The organism is Pseudomonas sp. 910_21, from assembly GCF_052850735.1.
Genome location: NZ_VXCY01000009.1, coordinates 202,616 through 227,433, shown reverse-complemented (window position 1 = coordinate 227,433; position 24,818 = coordinate 202,616). Strand labels below are relative to the sequence as shown.

The 24,818-nt window shown below is 59.3% G+C and carries 32 protein-coding genes and 2 pseudogenes; 5 read left to right on the top strand and 29 right to left on the bottom strand.

The window, feature by feature from the left end:
* Window positions 1-501: 501 nt before the first annotated feature.
* The 5 genes from FW796_RS26205 to FW796_RS26185 form a co-directional block, all read right to left on the bottom strand.
* Entirely contained in the window at window positions 502-885 is a 384-nt protein-coding gene (locus FW796_RS26205) for a Rap1a/Tai family immunity protein (protein WP_306393865.1), read from the bottom strand.
* Window positions 886-927: 42 nt separating this feature from the next.
* Window positions 928-1,698, bottom strand: a complete 771-nt coding sequence (locus FW796_RS26200) for a C40 family peptidase (protein WP_346635474.1) — start codon at window positions 1,696-1,698, stop codon at window positions 928-930.
* 2 nt (window positions 1,699-1,700) lie between these two features.
* Window positions 1,701-1,844 carry a hypothetical protein gene (locus tag FW796_RS26195; RefSeq protein WP_346635475.1) on the bottom strand — a complete coding sequence of 48 codons (144 nt, stop codon included), beginning with the start codon at window positions 1,842-1,844 and terminating at the stop codon, window positions 1,701-1,703.
* Complete coding sequence (locus tag FW796_RS26190) at window positions 1,781-2,503, bottom strand: hypothetical protein (RefSeq protein WP_346635582.1); 723 nt, start codon at window positions 2,501-2,503, stop codon at window positions 1,781-1,783. The genes FW796_RS26195 and FW796_RS26190 overlap by 64 nt, the downstream gene beginning before the upstream one ends.
* A gap of 301 nt (window positions 2,504-2,804) precedes the next feature.
* Entirely contained in the window at window positions 2,805-2,981 is a 177-nt protein-coding gene (locus tag FW796_RS26185; protein ID WP_170003564.1) for a hypothetical protein, read from the bottom strand.
* Window positions 2,982-3,086: 105 nt separating this feature from the next.
* Between FW796_RS26185 and yejK the strand changes: the two are divergent.
* Both yejK and FW796_RS26175 read left to right on the top strand, forming a co-directional pair.
* Window positions 3,087-4,094: pseudogene (gene yejK / locus FW796_RS26180) on the top strand (nucleoid-associated protein YejK).
* Between the two features lie 49 nt (window positions 4,095-4,143).
* A complete protein-coding gene (locus FW796_RS26175) occupies window positions 4,144-4,548 on the top strand; it encodes a hypothetical protein (protein ID WP_346635476.1) in 405 nt (134 codons plus the stop codon).
* A gap of 43 nt (window positions 4,549-4,591) precedes the next feature.
* On the opposite strand, the gene FW796_RS26170 is transcribed toward FW796_RS26175, so the two are convergent.
* Window positions 4,592-4,762: a hypothetical protein gene (locus FW796_RS26170; protein WP_346635477.1), complete on the bottom strand. Its 171-nt coding sequence runs from the start codon at window positions 4,760-4,762 to the stop codon at window positions 4,592-4,594.
* A gap of 295 nt (window positions 4,763-5,057) precedes the next feature.
* Between FW796_RS26170 and FW796_RS26165 the strand changes: the two genes are divergently transcribed.
* Entirely contained in the window at window positions 5,058-5,234 is a 177-nt protein-coding gene (locus tag FW796_RS26165; protein WP_346635478.1) for a hypothetical protein, read from the top strand.
* Window positions 5,235-5,245: 11 nt separating this feature from the next.
* Here the strand turns inward: FW796_RS26165 and FW796_RS26160 are convergent, their stop codons facing one another.
* The 3 genes and pseudogenes from FW796_RS26160 to FW796_RS26150 form a co-directional block, all read right to left on the bottom strand.
* The gene (locus tag FW796_RS26160) at window positions 5,246-5,515 is read right to left on the bottom strand and encodes a hypothetical protein (protein WP_110652669.1); all 270 of its coding nucleotides are present in this window, start codon (window positions 5,513-5,515) and stop codon (window positions 5,246-5,248) included.
* A gap of 938 nt (window positions 5,516-6,453) precedes the next feature.
* A complete protein-coding gene (locus FW796_RS26155; RefSeq protein WP_346635479.1) occupies window positions 6,454-6,684 on the bottom strand; it encodes a hypothetical protein in 231 nt (76 codons plus the stop codon).
* A 234-nt stretch (window positions 6,685-6,918) separates the two neighbouring features.
* A pseudogene (locus tag FW796_RS26150) lies at window positions 6,919-7,239 on the bottom strand (integrase arm-type DNA-binding domain-containing protein); the annotation flags it as partial.
* A gap of 597 nt (window positions 7,240-7,836) precedes the next feature.
* Here FW796_RS26150 and FW796_RS26145 point away from each other — a divergent pair.
* Window positions 7,837-8,169, top strand: a complete 333-nt coding sequence (locus tag FW796_RS26145) for a hypothetical protein (RefSeq protein WP_446440328.1) — start codon at window positions 7,837-7,839, stop codon at window positions 8,167-8,169.
* 20 nt (window positions 8,170-8,189) lie between these two features.
* The gene (locus FW796_RS26140) at window positions 8,190-8,897 is read left to right on the top strand and encodes an SOS response-associated peptidase family protein (protein ID WP_446440327.1); all 708 of its coding nucleotides are present in this window, start codon (window positions 8,190-8,192) and stop codon (window positions 8,895-8,897) included.
* On the opposite strand, the gene FW796_RS26135 is transcribed toward FW796_RS26140, so the two are convergent.
* The 20 genes from FW796_RS26135 to FW796_RS26040 all read right to left on the bottom strand — a co-directional run bounded on the left by FW796_RS26135 (window position 8,898) and on the right by FW796_RS26040 (window position 24,808).
* Window positions 8,898-9,155, bottom strand: a complete 258-nt coding sequence (locus FW796_RS26135) for a hypothetical protein (RefSeq protein ID WP_446440326.1) — start codon at window positions 9,153-9,155, stop codon at window positions 8,898-8,900.
* Entirely contained in the window at window positions 9,152-9,526 is a 375-nt protein-coding gene (locus FW796_RS26130; RefSeq protein WP_446440325.1) for a hypothetical protein, read from the bottom strand. The genes FW796_RS26135 and FW796_RS26130 overlap by 4 nt, the downstream gene beginning before the upstream one ends.
* Window positions 9,523-9,960 carry a structural protein P5 gene (locus FW796_RS26125; RefSeq protein ID WP_123394684.1) on the bottom strand — a complete coding sequence of 146 codons (438 nt, stop codon included), beginning with the start codon at window positions 9,958-9,960 and terminating at the stop codon, window positions 9,523-9,525. Before FW796_RS26125 ends, FW796_RS26130 begins: the two co-directional genes overlap by 4 nt.
* A gap of 63 nt (window positions 9,961-10,023) precedes the next feature.
* On the bottom strand, window positions 10,024-10,848 hold the full coding sequence (locus FW796_RS26120; protein WP_446440324.1) for a hypothetical protein: 825 nt from the start codon (window positions 10,846-10,848) through the stop codon (window positions 10,024-10,026).
* Entirely contained in the window at window positions 10,848-11,138 is a 291-nt protein-coding gene (locus FW796_RS26115) for a hypothetical protein (RefSeq protein WP_446440323.1), read from the bottom strand. Before FW796_RS26115 ends, FW796_RS26120 begins: the two co-directional genes overlap by 1 nt.
* Window positions 11,135-14,224: a host specificity protein J gene (locus tag FW796_RS26110; protein WP_446440322.1), complete on the bottom strand. Its 3,090-nt coding sequence runs from the start codon at window positions 14,222-14,224 to the stop codon at window positions 11,135-11,137. Before FW796_RS26110 ends, FW796_RS26115 begins: the two co-directional genes overlap by 4 nt.
* 57 nt (window positions 14,225-14,281) lie before the next feature.
* Window positions 14,282-14,833 (bottom strand): tail assembly protein, encoded by a 552-nt coding sequence (locus FW796_RS26105; RefSeq protein WP_446440372.1) that lies wholly within the window; start codon window positions 14,831-14,833, stop codon window positions 14,282-14,284.
* Window positions 14,834-15,292: 459 nt separating this feature from the next.
* Window positions 15,293-16,063, bottom strand: a complete 771-nt coding sequence (locus FW796_RS26100; RefSeq protein WP_446440321.1) for a C40 family peptidase — start codon at window positions 16,061-16,063, stop codon at window positions 15,293-15,295.
* A gap of 2 nt (window positions 16,064-16,065) precedes the next feature.
* Window positions 16,066-16,749, bottom strand: a complete 684-nt coding sequence (locus FW796_RS26095; RefSeq protein ID WP_102863219.1) for a phage minor tail protein L — start codon at window positions 16,747-16,749, stop codon at window positions 16,066-16,068.
* Window positions 16,750-17,170: 421 nt separating this feature from the next.
* Window positions 17,171-18,391, bottom strand: coding sequence for a hypothetical protein (locus tag FW796_RS26090; protein WP_446440320.1), 1,221 nt, complete (start codon window positions 18,389-18,391; stop codon window positions 17,171-17,173).
* A complete protein-coding gene (locus FW796_RS26085; protein WP_212805503.1) occupies window positions 18,388-18,726 on the bottom strand; it encodes a phage tail protein in 339 nt (112 codons plus the stop codon). The genes FW796_RS26090 and FW796_RS26085 overlap by 4 nt, the downstream gene beginning before the upstream one ends.
* 44 nt (window positions 18,727-18,770) lie before the next feature.
* Window positions 18,771-21,647: a phage tail tape measure protein gene (locus tag FW796_RS26080; protein WP_446440319.1), complete on the bottom strand. Its 2,877-nt coding sequence runs from the start codon at window positions 21,645-21,647 to the stop codon at window positions 18,771-18,773.
* Window positions 21,648-21,650: 3 nt separating this feature from the next.
* Window positions 21,651-21,890, bottom strand: a complete 240-nt coding sequence (locus tag FW796_RS26075; RefSeq protein ID WP_446440371.1) for a phage tail assembly protein T — start codon at window positions 21,888-21,890, stop codon at window positions 21,651-21,653.
* Window positions 21,887-22,327 (bottom strand): phage tail assembly chaperone family protein, TAC, encoded by a 441-nt coding sequence (locus tag FW796_RS26070; RefSeq protein WP_446440318.1) that lies wholly within the window; start codon window positions 22,325-22,327, stop codon window positions 21,887-21,889. Before FW796_RS26070 ends, FW796_RS26075 begins: the two co-directional genes overlap by 4 nt.
* Window positions 22,328-22,336: 9 nt before the next feature.
* A complete protein-coding gene (locus FW796_RS26065) occupies window positions 22,337-23,071 on the bottom strand; it encodes a phage tail tube protein (RefSeq protein ID WP_446440317.1) in 735 nt (244 codons plus the stop codon).
* A gap of 82 nt (window positions 23,072-23,153) precedes the next feature.
* Entirely contained in the window at window positions 23,154-23,519 is a 366-nt protein-coding gene (locus tag FW796_RS26060) for a DUF3168 domain-containing protein (protein ID WP_446440316.1), read from the bottom strand.
* A complete protein-coding gene (locus FW796_RS26055; RefSeq protein WP_108545661.1) occupies window positions 23,519-23,962 on the bottom strand; it encodes an HK97-gp10 family putative phage morphogenesis protein in 444 nt (147 codons plus the stop codon). The genes FW796_RS26060 and FW796_RS26055 overlap by 1 nt, the downstream gene beginning before the upstream one ends.
* Window positions 23,955-24,293 (bottom strand): phage head closure protein, encoded by a 339-nt coding sequence (locus FW796_RS26050; RefSeq protein WP_108545662.1) that lies wholly within the window; start codon window positions 24,291-24,293, stop codon window positions 23,955-23,957. Before FW796_RS26050 ends, FW796_RS26055 begins: the two co-directional genes overlap by 8 nt.
* A complete protein-coding gene (locus FW796_RS26045; RefSeq protein ID WP_110652686.1) occupies window positions 24,293-24,589 on the bottom strand; it encodes a head-tail connector protein in 297 nt (98 codons plus the stop codon). Before FW796_RS26045 ends, FW796_RS26050 begins: the two co-directional genes overlap by 1 nt.
* Window positions 24,590-24,808, bottom strand: a complete 219-nt coding sequence (locus tag FW796_RS26040; protein WP_110652687.1) for a hypothetical protein — start codon at window positions 24,806-24,808, stop codon at window positions 24,590-24,592. It lies immediately after the preceding gene.
* Window positions 24,809-24,818 lie beyond the last annotated feature (10 nt).

The following is a 24,818-nucleotide window of genomic DNA, read 5'->3' as shown; positions in this document are numbered from 1 at the left end:
TAGATAAGAACCGTCCTTTCTGTCTGAATCTACCGCGTTGCTATCCACCCATCCAGCGTGGATGACAGGCCGCGACTGATCCAAGAAAACACGATCAGGTCTTATAAATGCGGTGGAAACGCGTTTTGCCACGATAAAAGCGCGTGCAAACTTTCTGAGCCACATACCCGCTAGCAAGAAAGGCGGCCCCGAATACTATCCAGAGCACTGTCGAGTTGGTGGTAATCAAGGTGTGCACACCTTTGGCAGCCCACCAGCCTGCTATAACGCAAGCGAAAATGAAGAAAACGACGACTCCCTGGGGCGTGCCGTAGCTTATCTCCGCATGGCATCCCCTACATACACTTGCGCCCCATGGCACTGAATTCATGCAGTGAGGACAAGTTACAGTCGAACCAGAAGTCATTGATCATTCCTTTGAGAGCTTGCGCAAAATCGCGAAGTTTAAGATAGGCAACGATCTTATGCACTCCTGGCTAGGCATCCAGTGTGGATGGAGTACTATTTACAGGGGTACTCAGCTTTGAGTACGAGCAATGCTATCAGCGTAGGGCTTTTCGTCGAGAGATCAGAGTGGTCTTCAGAGTGCTTGACGATCGCCTGTATGCCCATTTGATCAATGTAATTTTCTGGCAAGCAAATACCTGGGAATTTGTTTTCTGCTCCTCCGGTAAGGTACTGAAGAGTCTCACGAACCCCAGCAACCACTCCCACGCAGTAACCCATACTAACTTGATTGTCGTTCGCGGCCATTTGCTTCGTTTCCCAGAAGCGTAAGGCGAGTTTGCACCCGCTTAGAAACCTCGTTCCAGCGCCACTTTCAGCAAACACCACATTACTTGTCAGTACTCCAAATAGTAATACCGCTGCTATCAAAATCCGCATGCCTTCCGTTCCTTGTGAGATCGGCAGACGATAGCATTTTGATCAGGGCCTGGCGTCTCGGTGTCGCCAGTAGCTGACGGTTACTTCGCGCCAATAGCCGCCATAGGGGTCCCGTTTGCTGTCCCGGTTGTAGAGGTGATGCAGGATCGACCCGGGCGCCGGGAAGTGCTGGGGCCCGGTCCTCAGCACACCGTCGGCCAGATAGACCCCGGCGTGGTTCGGCACCTTCGAGCGAATTTGCATCAGCACGATGTCACCGTGCTGCGGCGCACTGACCTGCGTGAAGCCGGCCGCCGGCAGGTTCTCCAGGTACAGGTTCCCGCCCTTCTCCCACCAGCCATCCGTACGCTCGTACTGGCCCAGGTCGATGCCCATTTCGCGACAGTAGAAGTCGAGGATGATGCTCAGGCAGTCGTGCACGCCGTGGGCGAACTTGCGGCCGATCAGTGGGGCCTGGTAGCCCTCAGGCACGAAGCTCATAAGCTCGCCTACGCGCACCTGTTCATCATCGCCCTTGCGGACCTCAAGGATGTGCCAAGGAAGCCCGGAGGCCTCGCAGGAGACGCGATCGGCCTCGCTGGGTGCTGCCGGGTAGTCTGGGTGGCTGTGCACGACCGCCAGAACCTGGCCGCGGTCCTCGGCAGCGGCGAAGTCCTCCGGCGCCAGGCGGAAATGCTCGCTGGGCGTCGAGGCCGTGTTGCGGCAAGGCACATAGACCTCCTTACGTCCCTCGCGGATCATTAGGCCGCAACACTCACGCGGGTACTCAGCCAGCGCATGCCGCTCGATCGCGGCGCGGGTGGACTTATTCATGGTCAGCTCCGAAGCAGGCCGGCGGCCGGGAATGAGCCGTAAGGCAGAGGGTTGTTCTGTCCGAAGCGCAGTTTGCAACTGCTCAAGCGCCCGCCGCATTTGTCCTGGGAGGCATCGGTGACGATGATGTCGTTCTCATCGGCCACCGGCCCGCCGTTGTAGCCGCAGTAGGGCCCGCGATACCCGTCAAGTACTTTGCCTGATCTCCAACTGCTGGAGCCGGAGCAAGCCCAGGCTTGCCGGCGGACGACGCCGTTGCTCCAACCATCTGTGCGGTGTAGAACGAGGCAGGCTGGCCTCCGAGCTTTTCGGAGTCGGTTGCCACCTCACTCCTACCCAGCTTGGCGTTGAGCTGGCCCTGCAGCTTTGCAAAAGCCTGCAGCAACGTGTCGGTTGCCAGGATCGCAGCATTGACCAGAGCGCCCAGGCCAGAAAGAGTCGTCGAGCGCACGCGGGACTGCGTGAAGTATTGGTTTGTCGATCCTTCCGGGACTTGATCCGTCGAGCCCGGAGAGGACGGGATCAACACATACGCTGAGCCGCTCCACCGGTAATGACGAGTAGGATTCGTCGGGCTGTCGCCATCATTGATCGCAAGGTAGATCTTCCCTGTCTCGCCCACCGCGGGGAAATCGACCCGCGCCGGAAACTCCAACACATCATCAACGAAGCTCGGCAACTGAGAAGCGGGCACAACACCACTGACCAGTTGAGCGACAGAAATCCCGAGCGCAGCGCCTGGAACCGCGGCGTCAGCCTTCGATTTGGCAGCTTCTGCGGCGGCGTGTGCCGCAGCAGCATCCAAAACGCCCTGCTCAGCTTTCTCCTGGGCGGCAGCCGTGCGGGTACCCGGCAGATTGCACAAATCGGGCGGCGTACATCACCCAGCGGGAAAGTCACTAGATTGAAGCCCTGGCCGCGGTTGAGGCGGGCTTCAACACCGTTCGCCCTGCCGGCACCGCGGATCAAGATCAGATGCCACTGCACCTCGCTGATCCGGCCTGATCGCTCCAGATAAACGCCGAAGAAGACGGCGAAGCATAACCCATCCTACTCGCTGCATCCGGATGTCATCGCAAATGTGAATAAAGCCGTCTAGTTCAGGCTCAGACCTTTGTCGACTGAGTGAACATCCAACCAAGTGCAACGGCAGCAATGATAGGGCGTACTAGATCCGTTGCCGGAGCCGAACCAGCAAACACCTGCAGGCCGCTTGTTACGAAGACTGCCAATGCAGCAAGAATGCCCAGCACCGAAATCCAGCGGAAGTATCTTGGAAACATCGAGTAGCTCCTTTTAGAGGGGCACGATCGTAATTGCAATTAGCCACCACATCAACTATCGCTGCATCCGGCTACGGAGGGCGGCGCGCACCCGAGATAATCGCAATGCCAGTACTCCACAGCATCATCCACAAGATCGACAAGAAGCCAGACGGCAGCCCTGCAGTGCTCCACTACGCAGGCGCCGAGCTGGCGGAAAGCGAGATTCGCGACGACCTGATGCACCAGCTCAACGAAAACTACAACGCCAAGTAGGGTAAAGCCTGGGGCCTGTTCCATCCTGAATCCGGCGCATACCCCCTCAGCGGCTGGCTGGCCAAGTACCTGGCCGGCGGGGAAGACTTCATCGGGTTCAGTAATTCGGCGGTCGAGCACCTGACCAAGCTGATGGAGGAATCCAACCTCTCCATAGGCGGGCACGCCCTCTTCTGCCACTACCAGCAAGGCCTGACCCAGTACCTGGTTATTGCCCTGTTGCAGGAAACTGAAGCGGTGACCGTGGCTGACGGCCTCGCACTGGCTCCTGTTCGGCGCCTGGATCTGGACCACATCCACCTGGCCGCCCGTATCAACCTGAGCGAATGGAAAGGCAACCCGAAATCGCGCCAGTACATCTCGTTCATCAAGGGCAAGAGCGGCCGCAAGGCGAACGACTACTTCCGCGACTTCATCGGCTGCCAGGAAGGCGTCGACGGCCCGGGCGAAACCCGAACCCTGCTCAAGGCCTTCAGCGACTTCGTGGAGAGCGAAGACCTGCCAGAAGACTCCGCCCGGGAGAAGACCCAGACCCTGGTCAGCTACTCCATGGCCCAGTCCAAACTTGGCGAGCCGGTCAGCCTTGAGGAGCTGTCCGAACTGATCGACGAGGACCGTCCCAAGGCGTTCTACGACCACATCCGCAACAAGGACTACGGTCTGTCGCCGGAGATTCCTGCGGACAAGCGCACCATCAACCAGTTCCGCCGCTTCACTGGCCGCGCCGAAGGCCTGTCCATCAGCTTCGAGCAGCACCTGCTGGGCTCTAAGGTTGAGTTCGACCAACCCGGTGGAACCCTCATCCTCCGCGGCCTGCCAACCCAACTTGTCGAACAGCTAAAGCGCGCAGGCGCCTGACATCAGTCACGCGCCGCCGCCAAGGGCGGCGCATGCATGGAGATAAACCATGATCGGTACACCCTGCGAGTACGTGCAGCAGTATTACCAAGTCCCGGCGTGTATCGGACGCCGCGTCATCGCCTACGGCAAGTCCGGCGTCATCCTGGCGGATCGCGGCCACTACATTGGCGTGGTGCTGGACGAAGACCCGAAGAAGCGCATCACCAACTATCACCCGACTCACGAAATGCAATACGGCGAGATGGCCGAAACGCTACCACTCAAAGAGTGGCTGGTCCTGCCATTCAAGCATGATTGGGAAGATCTCAACTGGAGTCGAGAAGCCCGAGAGGATTTGGTTAGGGTTTGGGCAGCTACCCGAGGTCAGGCCAAGTACAAGGCCTACGAGCGACTTCGGGACTACTGCCACAGCATCAAGGCGATGCTTCACTTCAAAGTCCGTCGCGCCTGATAAGCCCTCACCTATTACGCTGAGCGTCGGCGCACGAACTTCCTTATTGCTCAGGGTCGGTGGTGTGCAGGTTTTTTATGTCGTTGTTCTGCTCAACGGCAACCAACTGCCCATCTTTCAGCAAGACTGTTTTGTACTTGTCCGGATATTGAATTTGCTCGATGTCTTCGTAGGTGTACTTAGTACCGTCGTGCTTCTCAATCACTACTTTCATTTGACTCTCCTGCTGTTCCGGCTTCATGCCGAGCCATCAACCAATAGCCCACAAACTCACTTCTCGCCAGCCTGGCCAAGCCGACGGCTGTCCGGAGGAAACCTATGCAAGCAGTCACCTACGCGGGCCTGCGTAACGGCGCCCGCGACCAGCAGATCCACGACGCCCTGATCTACAAGCGTGTGATCGAGGTAGCCCGGGAGTTCAAGCTTTCCCCAGGCACCATCCGCGCAGCTGAGAAACGCATCTCCAACACATCTGTGTTCGAGCTGAGCCTATTGGGGGGGGCAGCCCGATGCCGATCGGCAAGGTCGTGGCCGACTCCTTCCGCAAGGCCGCGCGCGGTGCGTACCGGAACTACCACGGCACCTTTCGAAACCTTGAACTGCCCTGCTGGGTGATCACCGACGGCACGCAGAAAATCGAAGTGCTCGAACTCCGCAAGATCTATACCGGCGAAGTCTCGATTTGACCCGCCCTCACCTATTGCTCCGGAAGGTAGGAAAGGACTGCTTGGCTTATCGCGGCAATCGCAGCAAATCCGGCAGCCCACTTGTTCCATTTTGTCTGAAGTTCTGCTGTCTCAAGTACATCGAAGTGCCCTCTTTCAGTTTTGAAAGAAATACTTGCCTCCAGCATTCCGCTCGCATCTTGCTTCGCTTTATACGGCGCCTTAGCTGTCGCGGAGCGCACCCAAAATGCACAAGAGACGGCTGAACTGGCACATAACACCAGCGTAAAAACATCCTTCACGCTCTCCATCCATATCCCCAAAAGGTTTGCGTTATTTGCCCCATTGCAATAGATCGCGTCAGCCTCGCCAAGTCGCGCGGCTGGCCGTCGCGGCGTAGATCATGCAAACCACAGTTGCCAAGGTAAGCCAGCGATCCAGTCAATCGCGTAATGAATGTGTTTCTCCATCTGCTCAATCAGCATTTGGATAAGCAAATCTTCAAAGATTCGAATAATCACCATAGAGCCCCTCGTTAAGCTAACCGGTAAAAACCGCCCGTACTTGTAAGGGTATCTCTGATCTCAAAAACGCAAGTCCGTATGCGCAATTAGTTGGTTCCGGCCTTCCGCCCCCCCACAACACCACCCGGGCAAGCCCCGGATAGGACGCCCCATGCCCACAGAAACCCAACACCTGGAGCAGCGAGTAGCTGCCCTTCAGTCAGATCTGAACGGAAGAGATCAGCGCATAGATGAATTGGTCGCCCAGCTGGCCGAGCGGGATGCACAACTCACCGCATGCATTACCGCATTGCGTGAAGCGGGAGACTACCGATCAGCCGCAAGCATCTAAGCCCTATCCGCCAGTGCAGAGCAGCGCGCGCCGGTTGCGCAGCCAGAACTGCAGCTCGACGACCCTGAGCGCCAGAGGCTGATCGCCTGGGGGCGCAACTGTGGGCTTGAGGAGGCATCGAAAGTCTGCCAGCGCATGGCTCATGAGGCGTACTACCCGCCTGGGACCAGGTTCAAGCACTTCACGCCCAAAGCCCAGATGCGCCTGGGCGACATCCTGATCAAAGCGGCGAATGCAATCGGCGGCCTACCTGACGGTCCCTACGAGCGCTTTCATGCGCGCCGGGGCAACAAAACCCGCCAGGAGTACATTTATACTCCCCCCGCAAAAACCTCACCCCCTCCCCAACTTTCAAGCCAGCCGCTATAGCGGCCAAGGACAAGGTCTACGGTACAAACTCACCCAGGCTTTTGCGAGCAGTTGGGATGGCGTGCTCAAGCAGCTCTAAAGGGACATCCTGTTCGAACAAGGTCACTTCAAAACGCAGCGTTTCGTCATTCCTGAACACCTCAAAGACCATATCGTCGCCGCGCCAGCACTCGAGCCCCAAGCCGTCATGCCCTTTGGTTACGTGTGAGGCGGTAAAAAACTTGTACTCAACTCCGTGTACGACCACATCGCACCTCCCTATCTGAGGTGGCAACGATACCTATCCCTTCTATAAATTTGATAGCCGCTTTAGCGGCCAAGGACGAAGTCATGCCTGAAGAAATCAAACTGATCCAACCAGCGCCGGTCGTACGCGACGAATACGGAATGTTCCAGCACCCCCAGCTGCCCGACTTCGACGAGGGCGACGGCGAGAAGTGCAAGGCCTAGGTCGCACAGCATGGCCTGCAGCTCGTCATGATCAGTCTGGAGAACGACGCACCGGAAGAGATCTCAGATCGCTACTTCCAGTCCGATGAGCCGCACTGCGGTTGACGCCTCCTTTCTTTGCGGCAACCATGCGGGGTGACTTAAATGCATGCCATTCGTTCGCAACGACCTCAAACGTTTTCACGGCTCCGGTGGTGGCCATGCGTTTCTCATCACGTCGTTCGGTTCGAGGGTCAATACCCTTCGCGACAAGAGCTCTAGCCTGGCCGCGGCGCTCGCGCGCTTCTTTCAGTGTAATTTCGGGATAGGTGCCCAGGGATATACGAGGCTGCTTTCCATGCCATGAGAAACGGAAGTGCCACGCTTTCGTGCCTTTGGCGGCTACGAATAAGGAAAGGCCTGCGGATCGCTGAGGCTGTAGTCCTTGTCTTTGGGCTTTGCTTGCCTGGCGGCCGTGTCAGTGAGGGGCATTAGTACATCACCATGAGCTATCTAATTCAGATGTGCTGAGCAATGTACTAAAAATATTGAGAAGGGGTGAAAAGAGTTAGCAAAGGTTGAAAGCAAAAATCCCCGCAGGCATTGGCCTTGCGGAGATTTTTGAGAAGGCTTGGTAAGGCCTGAGAATCGAAAATGGTGCCCGAAGCCGGAATCGAACCGGCACGCCCTTACGAGCGGGGGATTTTAAGTCCGCAACTTTTTTCTTTAAAAACAAATAGATAACAACAATTATGCAACGCAAGGCCAGCTGAATGCCTTCTGTGCAGGCCTTTAAACTCAAGCCCCTCAAAAAGGTTGCGGTGCAGAATCTGCACCGTCAACCGCCCCGCCTCCGGCGTTCTGCCGACCCAGTAACCCCCCTCCCCCCTACAGTTCGTCGGCGTAAATCGCGCCATGCTCAAGCCTAGATTACTGTATGCACATACAGCATTGGATTCGAGGTAGTACCGTGCACGCCGAAGACGACACAGCCGATTGGCTGGGCATTCCTTCGCCCCTGGAAACTGCCCGCCAGCACGCATTGCTGCTGGAAAATGAAGTGGCAGAGCTGAACCTGCAGCTGCGCGCAGCTCGGGAAAACATCTACAAGCTGGTCAATATGCAGGCACAAACCGAGAAGGACCGCGACGAGGCCCTGGGCCGGCTGCGTGAAAAGGCCGGAGAAGCTGCAACACTGCGAAAGCAAGTCAGCGACCTTGAATTGACAGTCAGGAGCAAGGAACGGGCGAATGAGGATCTTCGTCGACAGATACCCCACGGACGCCGCGGAAAGCTACGCTGAGAGCAACCGAGGACACAGCCATGTGCGGAAGACTCTCGCAATACCGCGGCATCCACGACTTCGTCGCAGTCCTGAGCATGTCCGGGGCTTTGATCAATAACGTCGGTGATCAGCCCCTGGGTCGCTATAACGCAGCGCCGACGATGCAGCTCGCCCTCTTCCACGTCGCCGGCGAGGCCTTGAATGCCGATGCCGTGCGCTGGGGATGGCGTCCGCACTGGGCCACCGACCGCGCCGCGCCGATCAATGCCCGAGTTGAAAAAGTGGCTCATGGCCCTTTCTTCCGCCAGATCTGGCCACACCGGGCCATATGCCCAATCGACAACTGGTTCGAGTGGGTGGACGAAGGAGGACCGAAGAAGCAGCCCTACCTGATCCGGCACCGCGACGGCTCGCCGATCCTCTGCGCCTCGATCGGACAGCTTCCAGCCCCGGACCACGGCGAGCATGACGGCTTTGTGATCATCACAGCGGATAGCGAAGGGGGAATGGTCGACATCCACGACCGCCGGCCTGTGGTCCTTGCACCAGTCCTGGCCCAGGAATGGCTCAATCCGGCGACGCCCAAAGAGCGCGCCGAACAGATGGCACTACACCAGGGAGAGGCCGCCGAGGCCTTCGAGTGGTTCAGGGTAAGCACCGCAGTCGGCAACGTCAGGAATCACGGCCCGGAACTGATCGAGCCCACGACCAAGCCCGCAGGCGGCGATGCGGTAAACAACGGCTGATCACTGGCAAGCCTCCACCGCGGCAACCAGAACTCGCTCATATCCGACCCGCTGCCGGCGCTCCGCCAGCAGCGCCCGCACCTTCAGCTCTAGGCTATCGGTCTTCTTCAGGCTGTCCGTGGCCCAGGCCGGCACGGGCACTGCCGACACTCTGCAGGGTACTTGCACAGGCACCTCCACACGTACTGTGCGTACCTCGGGCTCCCGGACTGCGCAGCCCGCCATCAGCACCACTGCTCCCACCAGCAACCACTTCATAACCCCAGCTCCTGATCAATGATCGATTCCGCCGCCGGCACTGGGTCACCGCCAGTACGCTCCTGCAGCAGGCGATTTGCAGCAGAGTAGTCGTGCTGTGCCAGCTCCTTGGCGTCGGCCTGGGCCTGGGCAGCGTGGCGCTCGCGCTCCTGGCCAGCCAGCACCAGGTCGCCCAGCTTCCCGCCCTGCTCACCCGCCAGGGCTTCCAGGTTGTCGCGGCCAGCCTTTGCCGTGGCCAGAGCCTCCTGGGTGGTATCGAGCAGCGGCCGGTAATGCCTGGAAGCCAGCCAGGCCCCCAGGGCAGCACCGGCGACCAGCACCAGGACGACGGCCAGCAGAATGCCAACCACCCGCCAGGCGCCGGCGCTCACTTCAAGGCCCTGCGCAAGCCTTCCTCGAACACAGCATCCGGGTAAGGGTTGCCGCCGTTTTCGTGCACGATGATCCCAAGCATCACGGCGCGCAGGGTCGCCGGGTTCTTGATGTCGATCGCGTCGTTCGCCTTCACGCCCAGGCGCTTGGCGATTGCTGCGATATAGGCCTCGGTGTCGTTCTCATTGCCGGGCGCCCAGCGGGTGATGAACTCCCGAGGGGTGTCGATGCCTGGGCCGCCGACTCCCGGCATACCGTCTTTGCCTCGGTAGTTGAGTAGCAGCTTGCCCAGGGCACGGATGCCGTTCTCGGCAGTGTCGAAGATGGCAAAGCGGCCGTTCGGCTCCTTGCCGAGCTGGCCTTGCCAGTCATTGCGTGGGTTGTAGTCGATGTTTCCCGGGTTGCGGTTGCGGACGCCGCGGGCGTTTTGAATTGTCATGGTCAAACTCCAGGCACAAAAAAGCCCGCACTTGGCGGGCACATTCGGACGCTTCAGTTACAGCTGTGGATTGAAGGGGTATGGGTATTCAGCAGTGTCTATGTACGAGCAAGAAGGCATGCGGTCTGAAAGCAGCGACATGAACCCCTGGGGGGTCGTGCTGTGAACGCCGTCGTACGTAGTTTCAGGCGAGTTCCACATGCAGTGCACAATTGACCCCTGCTGCCCGTAGCATCCCTCATGAACAGCGCCTCTGAAGACGGTACTGCTGCCGAGTTGACTCACAAAACCGCAGCCGCGGTCCCACGGAATATGCGCAGCGTACGTCTTGTTCGCCTCGAGACTTACTGCGTAATACGCCCATAGCAGGCCGCCGAGTGTCGAACCCGTGGGCTGAGGGATGAGCACTGCAACAGAGCCACCGGAGAACGGCGTTTGCATTCCACTGGGAAATGTAACCGGCCCCGGCGGAGTCGACGTGCCAATGACGTTCAGTGGTCGCTGCAGGCTGTTGAACGTGAATCCCCCGTCATCCTTTCGCGTCTTGAGCGCCGGCCCGGTAAAGATTGGCCGCATGATGTCAAAGCAATAAACCTTGATGCCGGCGACCTCGCCGGCAAAGTAGAACACGGTCTTGTTGCCCTCCTTTGACTGAAACGGCTTGTTGCTCGCGCCAGTGACGAATACAAGCGGGCTGATTGCGCCTTCAACTTCAAACTTGTAGATGTTGTCGTAGAAGACGCTCCACCCTCCCCCCGATTGAAGCCTTTGCCATCTACCGTGATAGGTGACGGGCCCGCTTTTTATCAGGCCGTAGATCGACTTCGATGTGTCATAGAGAACATTGCCGCTCTCATCGCGGACTATGAGTGCGGTATTCATCAGTAGTACCCATAGAAAATTTCACAGTTCATCGCAAAGCCGCCCGGTATCACGTACGACCATTCGAGCCTGTTTTGCGTAATCGTGACGCCTGGCTTCTTGCCCGCTGTTCGCTGCGAGTCTTCCAGCGGCTGAACAACGTAGAAGTACGATCTGCCGGCCGGCAGCGAAATGGGGATCGATCCGTTGCTGCGATTGGTGATGACGGAGCCTGCCCCCTGACTCAGCTTTTTGGTCATGTTGGTTGTGATGTTGTTGTTTGCATCCCGAGTAATCAGCCCGACCGTCATGTTGCGTCCACGCTCAGATCGATAGCTTTAACGCCATTCGGATGGAACACATACAGCCCTTTGTTGTTGATCATGAGCCTCGCGCCTCCAGGGGTGTTGCCCATCATCTGGAACGTTCCATCGGGTCGAAATGCCCAGCCAGACACGTCGGGCACATAGTTGTTCGACTGCAAGTTGCTGCCGATCTTGAGCATGTCGATTGAACCGTTCTTGATGAACGCGGTGTCGATATAGGCAGCATTGTTCTGAACAACAAACGGGTAGTAGATCTCTGCCGCGTTCGGGTCGACGATTGCAAATCGGCTTGCGGCGATCAGCACCTGGCTGGTGATGATCCCTTCGTTGTTCTCCACGCCAACACCAATGCCGGCTAGGTATGGCTTGTTGTCGACCGTGAGCTGGGTCTTGATCGAGTACATGGCCGCGAGCTCGCTTTTCAGGGTCTCGATCTCAACCTGCGCACCGCCACCCGAGTCGATCTTTTCCAGCAGGTGCTGACTCAACTGCGTCTCGGTGATCTGGTCGTTCAGGTACTCAAGGATCACACCGGCATCGGCCGAGGACTGACCCATCACCGGCCCGTAGAACGCTCCGACGTTGCCGATGCGGTCCACCAGCCTGGCCCAGAAGAAGAACCGTACCCCGGCGGCCAGCCCCATGATCGTTAGGTCGGTCTGCGGATAGGCGTAGTCGCCGAACTTGGTCGCCGTGGCCACCTGGCTTGTTTCGCTGTACCAGATCTCGGTTCGCTGCAGGTCCGCGGTGGTGACTCCTGCCGGAATGCCCCAGGCCAACTTGATGCCGAACACAATCGACTCTGCGGTGAAGGACGACGGCACCGGTGGCGGCGTGGTCTTGCCGTTCAGCACTGTCTCTACCGAGGTCGCGAACACTGACCCGATGTCGAGCGAGTTGATTGCCCGCACCTTGGCCACATACCGGCCCGCGTAGATTCCGCTCACATCGATGGACGTGGTGCCGGTGCGGCCGGCAAAGATCCAGTCACCGTCGTTCTTGCGCCAGTAGACCTCGTAGGCGATCGCCGCTTCTGGCTTCTCCCACTCAATCGTCATAACACTGACCGCGCTGCCCTGGTCGACAAAGTGGTCATTGCTCACCGTCACGTTTGCCGGCGGCCGCTGGACACTCGGCGGGATCACAGTCACCGGTGGCCGCTCGATGCGCGTGCCGTTGTCGATTGCGCCGTACTTGCTCGCGTTGTGGCGTACCGCACTGATCGTGAACTTGATCTCCGAGTCTGAGAAGTCCTCAGCAACGGACATCACGCGAAACAGCTGGGTGGCCAGGGTTGTCGAGTCAATCGCCCACATCGAGTGCTGAGGCGGCAGATCGTCCAACTTCTGGGCCAGTACCACCTGCTGGACGTCGGAGGGAAAGCCTGTGGTGTCAAAGGTAATCCGCCCGTTGTCCCAGGTGATCCCCGTGCTGTCCCAGGTCAGCGGATACCCGACCGACTTGATCTTGCGTGATACCGCCGTGCCCGTGGGCATGATCACTGTGATGGTGTCACCTGGGTATGCCTTAACGTCGGCATCAAGGATCAGTGTGTCGAGCGTGGACGAGCGCAGGCGCCCACCAATGCGCCGCCCTGCCCTATCGTTGTCCGCGATGCGGATGATCTGCCCGGGGCGCGCCAGGGTGCCATCCAGGCCCACGGAGAACCCCACGCTTTCGGTTTCCAGGCGGTTGGTCAGCAGCGCCCACTTACCGATGCGCTGGGCCTGGGCCTGGGAAGTACAGCCGGTAGCTGTGATCTCGGTCTGCTGGATGCCGTAACGGGTGATCCCGGCCTGGTCGTCGACGTACTCGACCTTCTGCCGGTAGAAGTCGGCCGGGTCGTTCCAGCTCACCAGGGCCACGGTGTAGCGAGTCTTCTTGGCCGAGCCGAAGTAACCGAACTTGCCATCGATCACGTTGGCGTTCGAGTAGGTGTAAACCGGGTCCTCGGGTATGTCAGCAATGGCCATCACCGACCCGGCAGCCCAGTACGACATGCCTCGAAAGGTCGTGGCCAGGTCCTGCAGCACGTCCAGGGCGTTGGAGCGAGTCTGCAGGAACAGATTGCAGGTAAACCGCGGCTCCATGCCACCCTTCCCGTCCGGCACCGGCTGGTCGCAATACTGACCAATGCGGTACAGCTCCCAGCGGTCGACCTGGCCCTCATTCAACAGGTGGCCCAGGCCATACCGGAAGTGCAGCAGCAGGTCATAGAAGATCCAGGCCGGGTTATCGGTCCAGGCGGACTTGAACGAGCCATCCCAGACGCCGGAGTACAACCGACTTTCCGGGTCGTAGTTGCTCGGCACGCGGATGATGCGGCCACGCAGGTCGAAGGACCGGGTCGGGATCGACTGGAACTGGGAGGCGTCGAACTGCAGGCCGACGACAGCGGAACCCGGATAGCGCAGCTTGGCGTCGATGACCTCGGTAATGGCGTCGATGTTCGTGGTGTCGGCGATCACGCCGCTGGTGCTGTTCGGTGTCAGGCGGGTGACGCGGATCTGCCAGTTGCTGCTGGCCGGTGGCAGGTCGACCCGGTGGGAGCGCTCGTATTTGGTCGAGGTCTTGCCGCTGAACGCCGAGGCCAGCACCTGCACATAGGGTCCGCCGTCGGTGGAAACCTCAATCTTGTACTGCACGGTGTAGCCGTTGGTGTCGCCGTTGCTGGTGTTGGTCTGCGCCAGGCGCGGAGTGGACAAGCGTACACGTACGGCCGACAGCTGCAGGTTCTGCACAGCGCGAACCCAGGGCTGGCCATACTTCAGCTCAACACCCACCGCGATCTCGCTCTCGACTGCCGGAAAGCCCGGGATATGCAACTGATCCTGGCTGCCGGTGCGGGCGTCCAGGGTGACGCCGCTGAAGTTCCGGGTGCCGTCGGCATTGGCCAGCGGAGTCTCGTCCAGGTAGACCGAGCGCTCACCCGCGACCAGGCCCTGGATCTCGCCCTCACTCACCAGGTCGAGGATGCGCGCGTAGGCCGTGCTCTGCAGGCTGTCCGGGGCCTCTACGGACGGCCGCGGCTTCGATTCGCCTCCTTTGGCGCCGGTAATGTGCTGGTTCATGGCTTTCCTTCAGGCAAAAAAATACCCGCACTCGGCGGGCCTGGTGGCGGGTTCGGATTACATCTGGTCTTCGGAGTAAATCCCGGCGCTGATCACCGCGCTGCCGACGATCATCCGCCCATAAAGCAACGGCACAGGGTTGCCCTGGACGCTGGTGTTAACGGCACCGTTGAAGCTGTAGCTGGGTCGGTTGTTGGGGGTGTCCTGGGTGCCCAAGCCCTTGGCTTGAGGGCTGAGCATTTGAATGACACCACCAGCAAGCAAGGCAACCCCTACGGGCAGCAGGGGTTGATAGACAAGGCCAACAACGACCAGCACGGCGCCGACGATGGTTTGAAGTAAGCCCGCACGCTTTGAACCCGCAATCACTGGAACGATCCGGATTACGTCTCGCCCAGTAGGCTTTTCGAGATCCTCCACTGAAAGATTCTCTTTTCCATTGAAAATTGCGAACCGCAGCCCCTTACTCGAACTTTCAGCCATATGCCTTTCAAATCCCGGGAACTGCTTGAAGTAGCCCATGACATCGCGCCAACCGCCACGGGTCACAATTCTGTGTCGGCGACCGAAAATCCTTGCCAAAGAACCCGACAGCAAAACGGTTTGCATTTTCTCGACTGAGTGCAAAATCTTTTCTCCAGGAATAAAAAAACCGCCTCAAGGGCGGCTTTCGAACGTTCATTTTCAAAGGCAGGATTTCACTGCCGATTCTATAGCGCTTCGTCCGGGCATCGCCGCCCAAGCCATGCGCTGGTAGAGCGTTACATCACTACCTGAGGACGTCTTGCGAATTTCAAGAAGCTCGTCAGCCATAACGCTAGCGACCACCAATCGGTAACCGCTTTCCGTTTCGCTCATTGAGGAGTCATTACGTGCATTCTGCCACTTTGGAAAAACGCATAACGCATAGCTCCTTGGGTCCTTACTGCTACTAAGCCTCAAACTTGGGTCGTTTCGCTCAAGATCGCCGGGGCCTACGCACCCGCTAAGCGTTAGCGCCGCTGCAAGGCCAATCAAAATCCGCATATTTTCCGCTCCCTGTGAGATCAGCAGACGATAACATTTTGATCAGGGCTTGGCGTCCCGGTGTCGCCAGTAGCTGACGGTTACTTCGCGCCAATAGCCGCCATAGGGGTCCCGTTTGCTGTCCCGGTTGTAGAGGTGATGCAGGATCGACCCGGGCGCCGGGAAGTGCTGAGGCTCGGTCTTCAGCACACCGTCGGCCAGGTACACCCCCGCATGGTTCGGCACCTTCGACCGGATCTGCATCAGCACGATGTCGCCATGCTGAGGTGCGTTGACCTGCGTGAAGCCAGCCGCCGGCAGGTTCTCCAGGTACAGGTTCCCGCCCTTCTCCCACCATCCGTCTTCCCGCTCGTACTGGCCCAGGCCGATGCCCATTTCGCGACAGTAGAAGTCGAGGATGATGCTCAGGCAGTCGTGCACGCCGTGGGCAAACTTGCGGCCGATCAGTGGGGCCTGGTAGCCCTCCGGCGTGAAGCTCACCAGGTCACCGGGCCGCACCTGCTCATCATCGCCCTTGCGGACCTCAAGGATGTGCCAGGGAAGCCCGGAGGCCTCACAGGAGACGCGATCCGCCTCGCTGGGTGCTGCCGGGTGGTCTGGGTGACTGTGCACGACCGCTAGCACCTGGCCGCGGTCCTCGGCGGCGGCGAAGTCATCGGGCGCCAGGCGGAAATGCTCGCTGGGCGTCGAGGCCGTATTGCGGCAAGGCACATAGACCTCCTTTCGCCCCTCACGAATCACCAGGCCGCAGCACTCACGCGGGTACTCAGCCAGCGCATGCCGCTCGATCGCGGCGCGGGTGGACTTGTTCATGGTCAGCTCCGAAGCAGGCCGGCGGCCGGGAATGAGCCGTAAGGCAGGGGATTGTTCTCGCCAAAGCGCAATTTGCAGCTGCTCAGGCGCCCGCCGCATTTGTCCTTGGAGGCGTCGGTGACGATGATGTCGTTCTCGTCCGCGACAGGACCGCCGTTGTAGCCGCAGTAGGGGCCGCGGTAGCCACCACAACTGAGCCACCAGCAGACGTTTGCCACGATCTGCCGGCGCGGCAGTTGAACCCCGGCGAAGTCCAAGGCTGAGGCCAGCTCGAACTGCACCGTTTCGTTGTTCTCGGCAGCCTTGCGCTCGACATACCAGATGTCCGGCGGTAGCTCTTCGTCGGGGTCCGCCTCGGGCTGGCCGTCCAGGTACTTGCCCAAGGTCCGGTGCCGGATCAGCTTCGCCCCCACCAGATCCTCGAAGTACAGCACCAGTGCCGTGATAAACCCGCCGACGTTGCCGACGGACAGGGTCGGCATCGGCTGGGCGCCCTGCCCTGTCATTTCGAAGCCCTCGGCCTGGATCGGCCAGGGCGAATACTCCTCGCCCTGCCAGTAGATCGACGACTGCTGCGGGTAGCCGTGAAAGCGGTAAAGCTCTGCGCCCAGAGCGGTAGCGTCAAGCTCGAAAAGCTCCACCCACGCGCCAGGCTCCAGAGTCTGGATATCGGCCGTAATTGGCATCGTGTTTCCTCAGGCAAAAAAAATCCCGCTCGATGGCGGGTGACGGTGGTTCAGGTAGGGCGTATTGGGCGCTTAGTGATGTCTGGGTAACCGTCCTTCCCTTCGGTCCAGTTACGTACAGCGCCTCTGTATTTCAGCCACTGCGGGCGGGCCCCAGGCAGCAAATCTGCTGGAACGGCATTTGCCTCCGCTTCCTCGAGGGCGTCAAGTTGATCGGCGATCACAAGCAACTCTTCCTCTCGCCACAAGTCTTCAACACGTCGAAGCTTGCTTGGACTGACTCCCCAGCCAGGGAACAGCCAAAGCTGATCAGCGTTAGCCGGATACTCTTCGCCTATGCCTACAAGGGTTTTATCATCGGGTGTCAAAGGCTCTTCCCAAGTACCGACATAAACACCACTAGCCGTAACATACGTACAATTCACCCCATAATCTCCAAATAGATTTCCCAGTTTGCAGCCGTAAAAAACGTCGTAGTCCCCGATGCTTTTTGCAGCATGATGAAGCTCCCAGAGCCCATCCGCACGGTTGCCGTTGTTGAGGTACAAACTACCGATAAACCTGTACTACCTCCGTTGTCAGTACCCATTGCAGGGTAAGGAAGTTTGTCGCCAACTGAATAACCTATTTCAGCGGTCTTACACCGCATCCAGGCCTCAACAACTGCAACCTCTTTGCCCAAGTTGTGGGTCCATACGGACTGCCCACCTGCCACAAACTGTTGAGGTGTTGAGGTATATCTTTTAGTTAAAGGTGCCGTTGAGGTGTCCTGCTTCGCGGCCAACGCCGCGTTTAGGTCAGCCTGACTGGATAGGGTCCCGGTGATGCTGCCCCAGGTACTGCCCGTGGCCTGGGCGATCCAAGTCCCAAGACTGCTCAGTACACGCACTGCTGCGCCTGCTGGTGGAGCAGGGACAAGGCCATTGGTGCCTGGAGTCGATGCTGTAGCCCCTGTCATGATTGCTGTGTAAAAGGATGCAAGCTGGCCGTCGAGCTTGTCAGAGTCCACTGCTTTCTCGTTCTTACCCAGCTTGGCGTTGAGCTGGCCCTGTAACTTGGCAAAGGCCTGCAGCACCGTGTCGGTTGCAAGGATTGCCGCGTTGACCAACGATCCAAGACCGGCAAGGGTCACGGCTCGAACTCTGGCCGCCGTGAAGTATTGGTTTGTCGATCCTTCCGGGACTTGATCCGTAGAGCCCGGAGAGGACGGGATCAACACATACGCTGAGCCGCTCCACCGGTACTGACGAGTAGGATTCGTCGGGCTGTCGCCATCATTGATCGCAATGTAGATCTTCCCTGTCTCGCCCACCGCGGGGAAATCGACCCGCGCCGGAAACTCCAACACATCATCAACGAAGCTCGGCAACTGAGAAGCGGGCACAACACCACTGACCAGTTGAGCGACAGATATCCCGACTGCAGCGCCTGGAACCGCGGCGTCAGCCTTCGATTTGGCAGCTTCTGCGGCGGCGTGTGCCGCAGCAGCATCCAAAACGCCCTGCTCAGCTTTCTCCTGGGCTGCAGCCGTACGGGTATCCAGCTCCGCGAAGTTGTCGTTGATGATCTGACCGCCCGAGCGCAGGTCCTGGCCGTTGCCATCGTTGGGAACCCCGCCGATGTTGATGGGATCGATGCTCATGGGTGGAATGCCTGTTCGAAGGTTGCAACGAGTGAATACATACCGGCACCCAGCGCCGAAGGCTGGTAGGAGTTGCACCGATATAACCCCAGCTCACCCAGCGGCGGGGCCCAGTAAAACGGATCGGTGCCGCCCCGGGCATCGATAAAGTCCATGATCGGCTTGATCTTGGCCGCGGGCCCAATGAATGTCAGTGGCCAGGACTGCGAGCGATTGTTGATCCCGTCCTGGGCCACCTGCTCATATCCGTCGCCGAACTTCGCGGACTTGGTCCGGAAGCTGACAGTGCCCACCGGATCGACCTTAGGGCACCAGGTGAAGGTTTCAATTGCCATGAGTACTCCAGGCATAAAAAACCCGCCGAAGCGGGTGTGGTTCTTTACCCGCGGCCACGGGCTTTCATGTAACTGGTTCCACCTGGCCGCCAGGAGTCGTCGACAGCCTTCTGTGCAGCTGCAAACATCTGCTTCTGCATGTTCTGCTGCAGCGCCTGCTGATCCAGTTGCAGGCCCTCTGAGCTCCTGTCTTGAACCGTCAGGCTCACCGGCGCGCTGACCTGGACCGCAGCGCCGGAGACGGCGCCAGATGCAGGCGATCCGGAGTCCAAACCGACATACCCGCCATCGGCATAGCCCCGCTTGTTCAGGCGCTCCAGGTACTCACGCATACCGGGCTTCTGGACCACTTCCTTGCGGATCACCACCTCGCCGCCGTGCACAACCCCCTTGGGCTCGTATTTGCCACCGTCGCCGGTGTAACCGCCATCCGAGTAGCCACTGGCGGCCCAGCTCTTGAAGGCATCACCGGTGTAGCCAGCTGTTGTAGAGCCAGCGGAGGCAGCACCACCGCCAAAGTACGAGCCAGCGGCCGAAGCCGCCATACCGAAGATAGAGCTAAGCGCGGAGGAACTCGCCTGGCGCACAGCAATTCGCGCCATGTCGGCCAGCACCGACTTCGCGAAGTCAGCGAACGACAGCTTCCCAGTCATGGCGAAATTGACGATCGCATCCTCCATGGAGCTGAAGGCGTTAGCGAACAGGTTCCGGCTCTGCTCTGCGACGTTCCTGGCGCTTTCCAGATAGTCTTGATAGGCGGAGCTAGCCCCCAGCGACCAATCACTCTGCGCAGCATCCAGATCCTCGTAGTACTTGGTCTGCATCGCCAGGCGCTGATTGAGGGCCGATTGCAGGGCGCCGGTTTCTTGGCTGTAGAGACTGTCACTGATCTGGCCCTTGTTGTGCTGAGACTCCAGTCGGTCGAGCTGCGACTGATAGGACTGCTGAATAGCCAGCTGCTCCTGCAAACGCTGCTTTTGCTGCTGCCCCATCCCGGCGCCGGCCAGGTTGTTGTCGAGCCCGGTTTTAGCGCTGGCCAACTGGCTACTTAGATTCTCCCGGAAGGCCAGGAGCTTCCGCTCCTCATCCTGAGATTTCTTGCGTAGCTCAATCTCAGACTCGAGGCCAGCATTGCGCTTGAGCTGGGCCGTGATCAGCGCCTCATTCGAAAGCAACGACTGCTGATCAGCCGTCAAAACCTTCTTGGTCTTGATGTCGGCGATCTGCTGCTCCCACTTCGCAAGATCCTGAGCATGCTGCCCGAGGGCTTTAGCCTTGCCGCTTTGGGTGCCTAGCAGTGCATCCTGGGCCTGCAGGGCTGCATACTGCTGCTTCGCCTGGTCAAGAGCCTTGATGCCCGCGTTTTCACGATACTGCGGCGTCTTCGCCGCTTTCGGGTCCTTGTACTTCTCATTAATGGCGGCGATGTCTTTAGCCTGCTGCCCGGCCGAGATAAGCAGCGAATTGTCATTGCCTGCGGCCGCCTGCTTGACACGGCGCTCCACCAGTAGGCGGTATTCGCCGATCTCCCGCGCACGCTTGTCGGCGTTGCTCTCCGTCTCCTTGCGCAGCTTATTCAGCTTGAGCTGATCATCCAGCGCCTGCTGTTGCTGCTGTTGCTGAAACCCCTTCGCCGCCGATCTCCGATCCTGCTCGGACTTCAGCAGCAGAGTTTGTGTTTTTTCCCGCTGGAGCGCTTCCTCACGGTACGAATCACTCGGCGCGAGATTGCCAAAGCCGTCGCTCTTATTCAGCTTGCGCGCATTAGCGATCGCGTTGAGCTGCCCATCAAGCTTGGACAGCTTCTCGTCGAGAGTCTGCTCTCGGCCGACATCGAGAGCCGCATCCCAAGCTCCTTTGGCGGCAGACTTGACTGCATTCCATCCTGCCTCGATATAGCCGAGGCTCGCCTTCACCGCGCTTGATGTCCGGTTCAGCCCCTCTTCATAGGCCGTATTGGCAAGGGCGGCAGCCTCCTGAACCCGTCCCTGCTCTTGCAGCGCCTTGATTTGCTCATAGGTCCTTGCCGTCAGGAAATTCATTGACTCATTGAGCTTGAGAATTTCTGCAGCCGGGTCCTTGGCGATCTTCTCGAAGTTTTTAACAGTCTCTTCGGCAGCCTGCCCGGTAGCTGATTCAAACTTGATCGCCGCCTCAGCAATCTCAGCAAACGCCTGCACCGGAATGCGAGTGGAGGCTGCCAACTGAGCAAGGACCTCTGCAGACTTTCCAACAGTTCCGCCGGACTGTGACACTTGCCGCGCCATGCTCGACAGCTGGTTGGCTGTTGTGCCGGCGGTGTTCCCTGTCATGGCAAGGGAAGCATTGAAGGCCGTAGCCTCATCACTGCCTTGCTTGTATGCCAGAGCCAGCACAGCAGCTGCTGCGGCAGCCGCGGTGAGAGGGTTGATCAACCCAACGACGTACCCACCAAGCGCCCTGGCGGCCGGGCCAACGCCGCCAAACATATCCTTCAGTTGACCGCCCTGCTGCAGGAAGACGGTCAACGGGTTCTGGCCAGCCTGGAGCGATACCGCAATGTCAGTGAACTGTGCAGGAACACCGCGCAGATTCGCCGCGTACTGCTTCGCGGTCTGCCCGTTTTTCAGCATGACCTTATCGGTCTGGACGAGCGCTTCTCGTTGCTGATTCAGCTTTTTCAGGTACTCGTCGAAGTCGCTCTTATCCAGGCGACCTGCTGCGCGATGCTTGCGAAGCTGCTCCTCCATCTTGTCGAGGCGACCATAGGCACCTACAACAGGATCGATCTGGCCGACCAGTTTCTCCAACTGACCGGCCTGATACTTCGCCTCCTTGGCAGTGGACTTGAGCTTTCGCTCGGCGCGATCCATGCCCCGCTCAAAGCCGCCTGTGTTCGCTACCAGGTCGACCGTCAACTGGCCGAGCGAATCAACCGCCATAAATCACCCCTTCACACGCTGCAGCAGGGCCAGAAGATCCTGCGGCGTTGCCTCTCTCGGTTCCGTCTCGTCGGCCTGGAAGCCGCGATCGGGCAGGTAGTCCTCGAACTTCGCCTTCCCGCCATGCACGTTGTTGAGCAGCGTCGCCAGCATCGCAAAACCGTGTTCAAGCCGAAGGCCAAGGTTCAAAGGCCCGGCTTGCATCCGGTATCGCATCCACTCCATGGCCTCGACATAACTCAGGTTTTGCTTGGCTTCCGCGATCGTGCGCCCGCCGACGCCTGCGAGGACGAGCTCGTGCCAGAGCTCTTCCTCGGGCTCGATTTTTTTTCCAGGGCCACCTCCTTAACGCTGTTCACTTCGCCGATAGCGGCCAGCAGCACGATGGACAGCTCCGCGCACAGGGGGCCATGACCGGTTTGCGGGTTTCCCATGACATCGGCCAGGCTGAACACCGGCTTGCCGTCCTTATCGACGATGCAGGAGGCGATGCGCTGGGCGGTGATATCTGCGCCCTGGTGCTGCGCATCCCAAAGCTGGGTGACCGAGATGAACGACTCATGAGCCACATAGACTGTGGCTGTCTGAGGCTTCCCGTTCGAGTGCCAGGTGATTTCCTTCTTCACCGGGGGTGGAGCGAATGCGCCGGCGGCGGCCAGCGAGGCGATGCTCAGTTCCATGGTTGGTCCTTACGCAGATTTGGGAACCAGTACCGGATCACCCGATACCTGGATGCCTACGGTAGATTTCACGACGTCGCCCAGGCCGAAGGTGAACGGGAAGCTGTTCATGTAGCCTTCGAAGGTGAGCCAGGTCCGGGTGTTCGGCAGGTCGAAGTCAACACCGGTGTCGATCACAGCACGCGCTGAGGCGCCGGTGCCCGATCCACCGGTCAAAGCGACAGTAGGGGCCGTGGTGTAGCCGGATCCTGGATTGGTGATGGTGAACCCAGTCACCTTGCCGTCTTCGACCTGCGCGGTTGCCGTGGCACCAGTGCCGCCACCACCGGTGAGCGCTACGGTCGGAGCCGTGGTATAGCCAGAACCGGCAGAGTTCAACACCAGGGCAGTCACCGTGCCTGATGCACCGACCAGCGGCGGGATGCCTTCCTTCTCGCCAGCATCGTTGGTGATCTGCCCATCGGACCAGCCCACCGCCCAGCGCAGCTTGGTGCCAGCTGTCTTCAGTTGGTGCAAGCGCAGGTGAGCAGCGTTCTGCGGATCGATGTTCAGGCCGAACGACGCCGAACCCGGCTCGGGCAGGCCGGCCTCATACTCGCGTGCGGTGGAGTTCATGCAGGTCACGTCGATTTGCGCGATCGAGGTGTCGATACCATCGAGCGAGGTAAAGCAACCCACCGCCAGAATGGTGTTGTTCTGCGGATCGATGGCGTACAGATCGGTGCCTTGGGTCTTGATAGTCAATTTCTACTCCCTGATTTCCTTGGAAATCGCTGTTTGCGGGCAATAAAAAACCCGCCGGAGCGGGTGGTTTCCAGGTTTTCGGCTACAGACTCACAAGCCAGGCAACGTCGAAGCCTTTTCGGTAGTTTTTTGTGGCCGTATCCCGGGTATCGGCGCCGAATCCCGTGACATAGGCATGCCAGCCAATGGCCTTGCGGATAGCGGTGGCCACTTGATCGGCAGAGGTGGCGGTTTCGGCGTAAACGTCGACCTGCAGTCCGTACCGGTCAGTGTCAGGCACCCCGTTGACGTAGTTGATCGGCGAGCCGCTGACGACCTGCCAGACCACGTATGGCCTGACCACACCTTCCGGGGCCTCACCATGGGGGTACAGCCTTGTCGGAGACGTGCCCAGCAGGGCCGTAACCGCCGGACTGGCAGCGCACACCTTGAAAATTGGCGCGATCATCAATCCACCTTCAGCTTGATCAGTTGGTACTTGGCCGAGCTCAGGAACTCCCGAAAAAGCGCTTCCCGGTTGTTCTGCAGGGCCGGCCGGAGGAATGGCTTGGCCCGGTTCTTCTCGGTGCCCAACTCAACCCACCACCAGTAAAAGGTGTTGCCGCCGCCGACGCCCCGCTTGCGCATACGCACGCCGACAGAGATAACCACCGCGCCAACTTCTTGCCCCAGGGCTTTGCGCTCAACCATGGCCAGGTTGGCCGGTATGAAGTTGGCTGTTTCCGGATCGTCGATCCTGGCAGCCCGGTCCTTGGCATCCACCAGCACGATGTCCATGGCGTCCTTTGCCGCAGGTGTCACTACCTTTCTGCGCATTTCTTCGGCCAATCCCTTGAACCGAGCCGACAGCTCGTCGGCACCTTTGAGGTTGTAGGTGACCCAGTCAACCATCCTTCACCCCAGTCGCCACCAGGATGGTGACGTACTCAAGACCCGAATCCGGGTCAGGAATCGGCTGACCGATAATGCTGTAGAACAGGCCGCGGTGAATGATGCGCATGGTTGGCGCAAGCTCAGGCCAGCGACGAATGACAAACCGCCCAGTGGCCTCAGAGTTCGCGGTCTGAGCCGTGAGTACGTCGCGTGCGCTCATCGGCTGATAGCCAGCCGCAACACGCTGTCGCACCGGAAGCCAGCCTGGCACCACCTCGCCGCTTTCCGGGTCCTGAACCAGTCCAGGTGCTTCGAAGTCAATCCGGTGACGCAGTATCCCGGCTTTCATCAAAATCGCTTCCTGTACCAGAGCAGCCGATCAACGGCCAGAGGAACTGCGGAAAGGCCGCTGGCAACCGCTTCGCGGTTTTCAAACCAGTGCCCAACCAGCAATAGAATTGCCTGCTCGACGTCAGCGGTAAGACCCATCTGATCCGGCTCGGTAACCGGACCAGACTCCACCAGCTCACGATCGCAATGCTGCGCGACGTGGGACTTGGCAGCGGCGATGTAGCCCTCAATCAGGGCGTCCTCGTCGTCAACGTCAACCCGCAGGTGGAGTTTTACGCGGGCAAGATCGAGCATTTACTTGCTCTCTTTCGACGCCGCTGGCTTCGATTCCTTGGGTTTGGTGACCTTGGGCTTTCCATCGTCGCTCAGCTCCTCGACGAGCCCCTTACCCACCAGGGTATGGCCGTATTCATCATCAGCCTCTTCGAAGACATCCCCACGCTTGACCTTGGCTGACTCGGCGACGAGCAACGCCGCGTTTCCGGTGAACCCCCACAGTGCTCTGATTTTCATATTGCCTCCA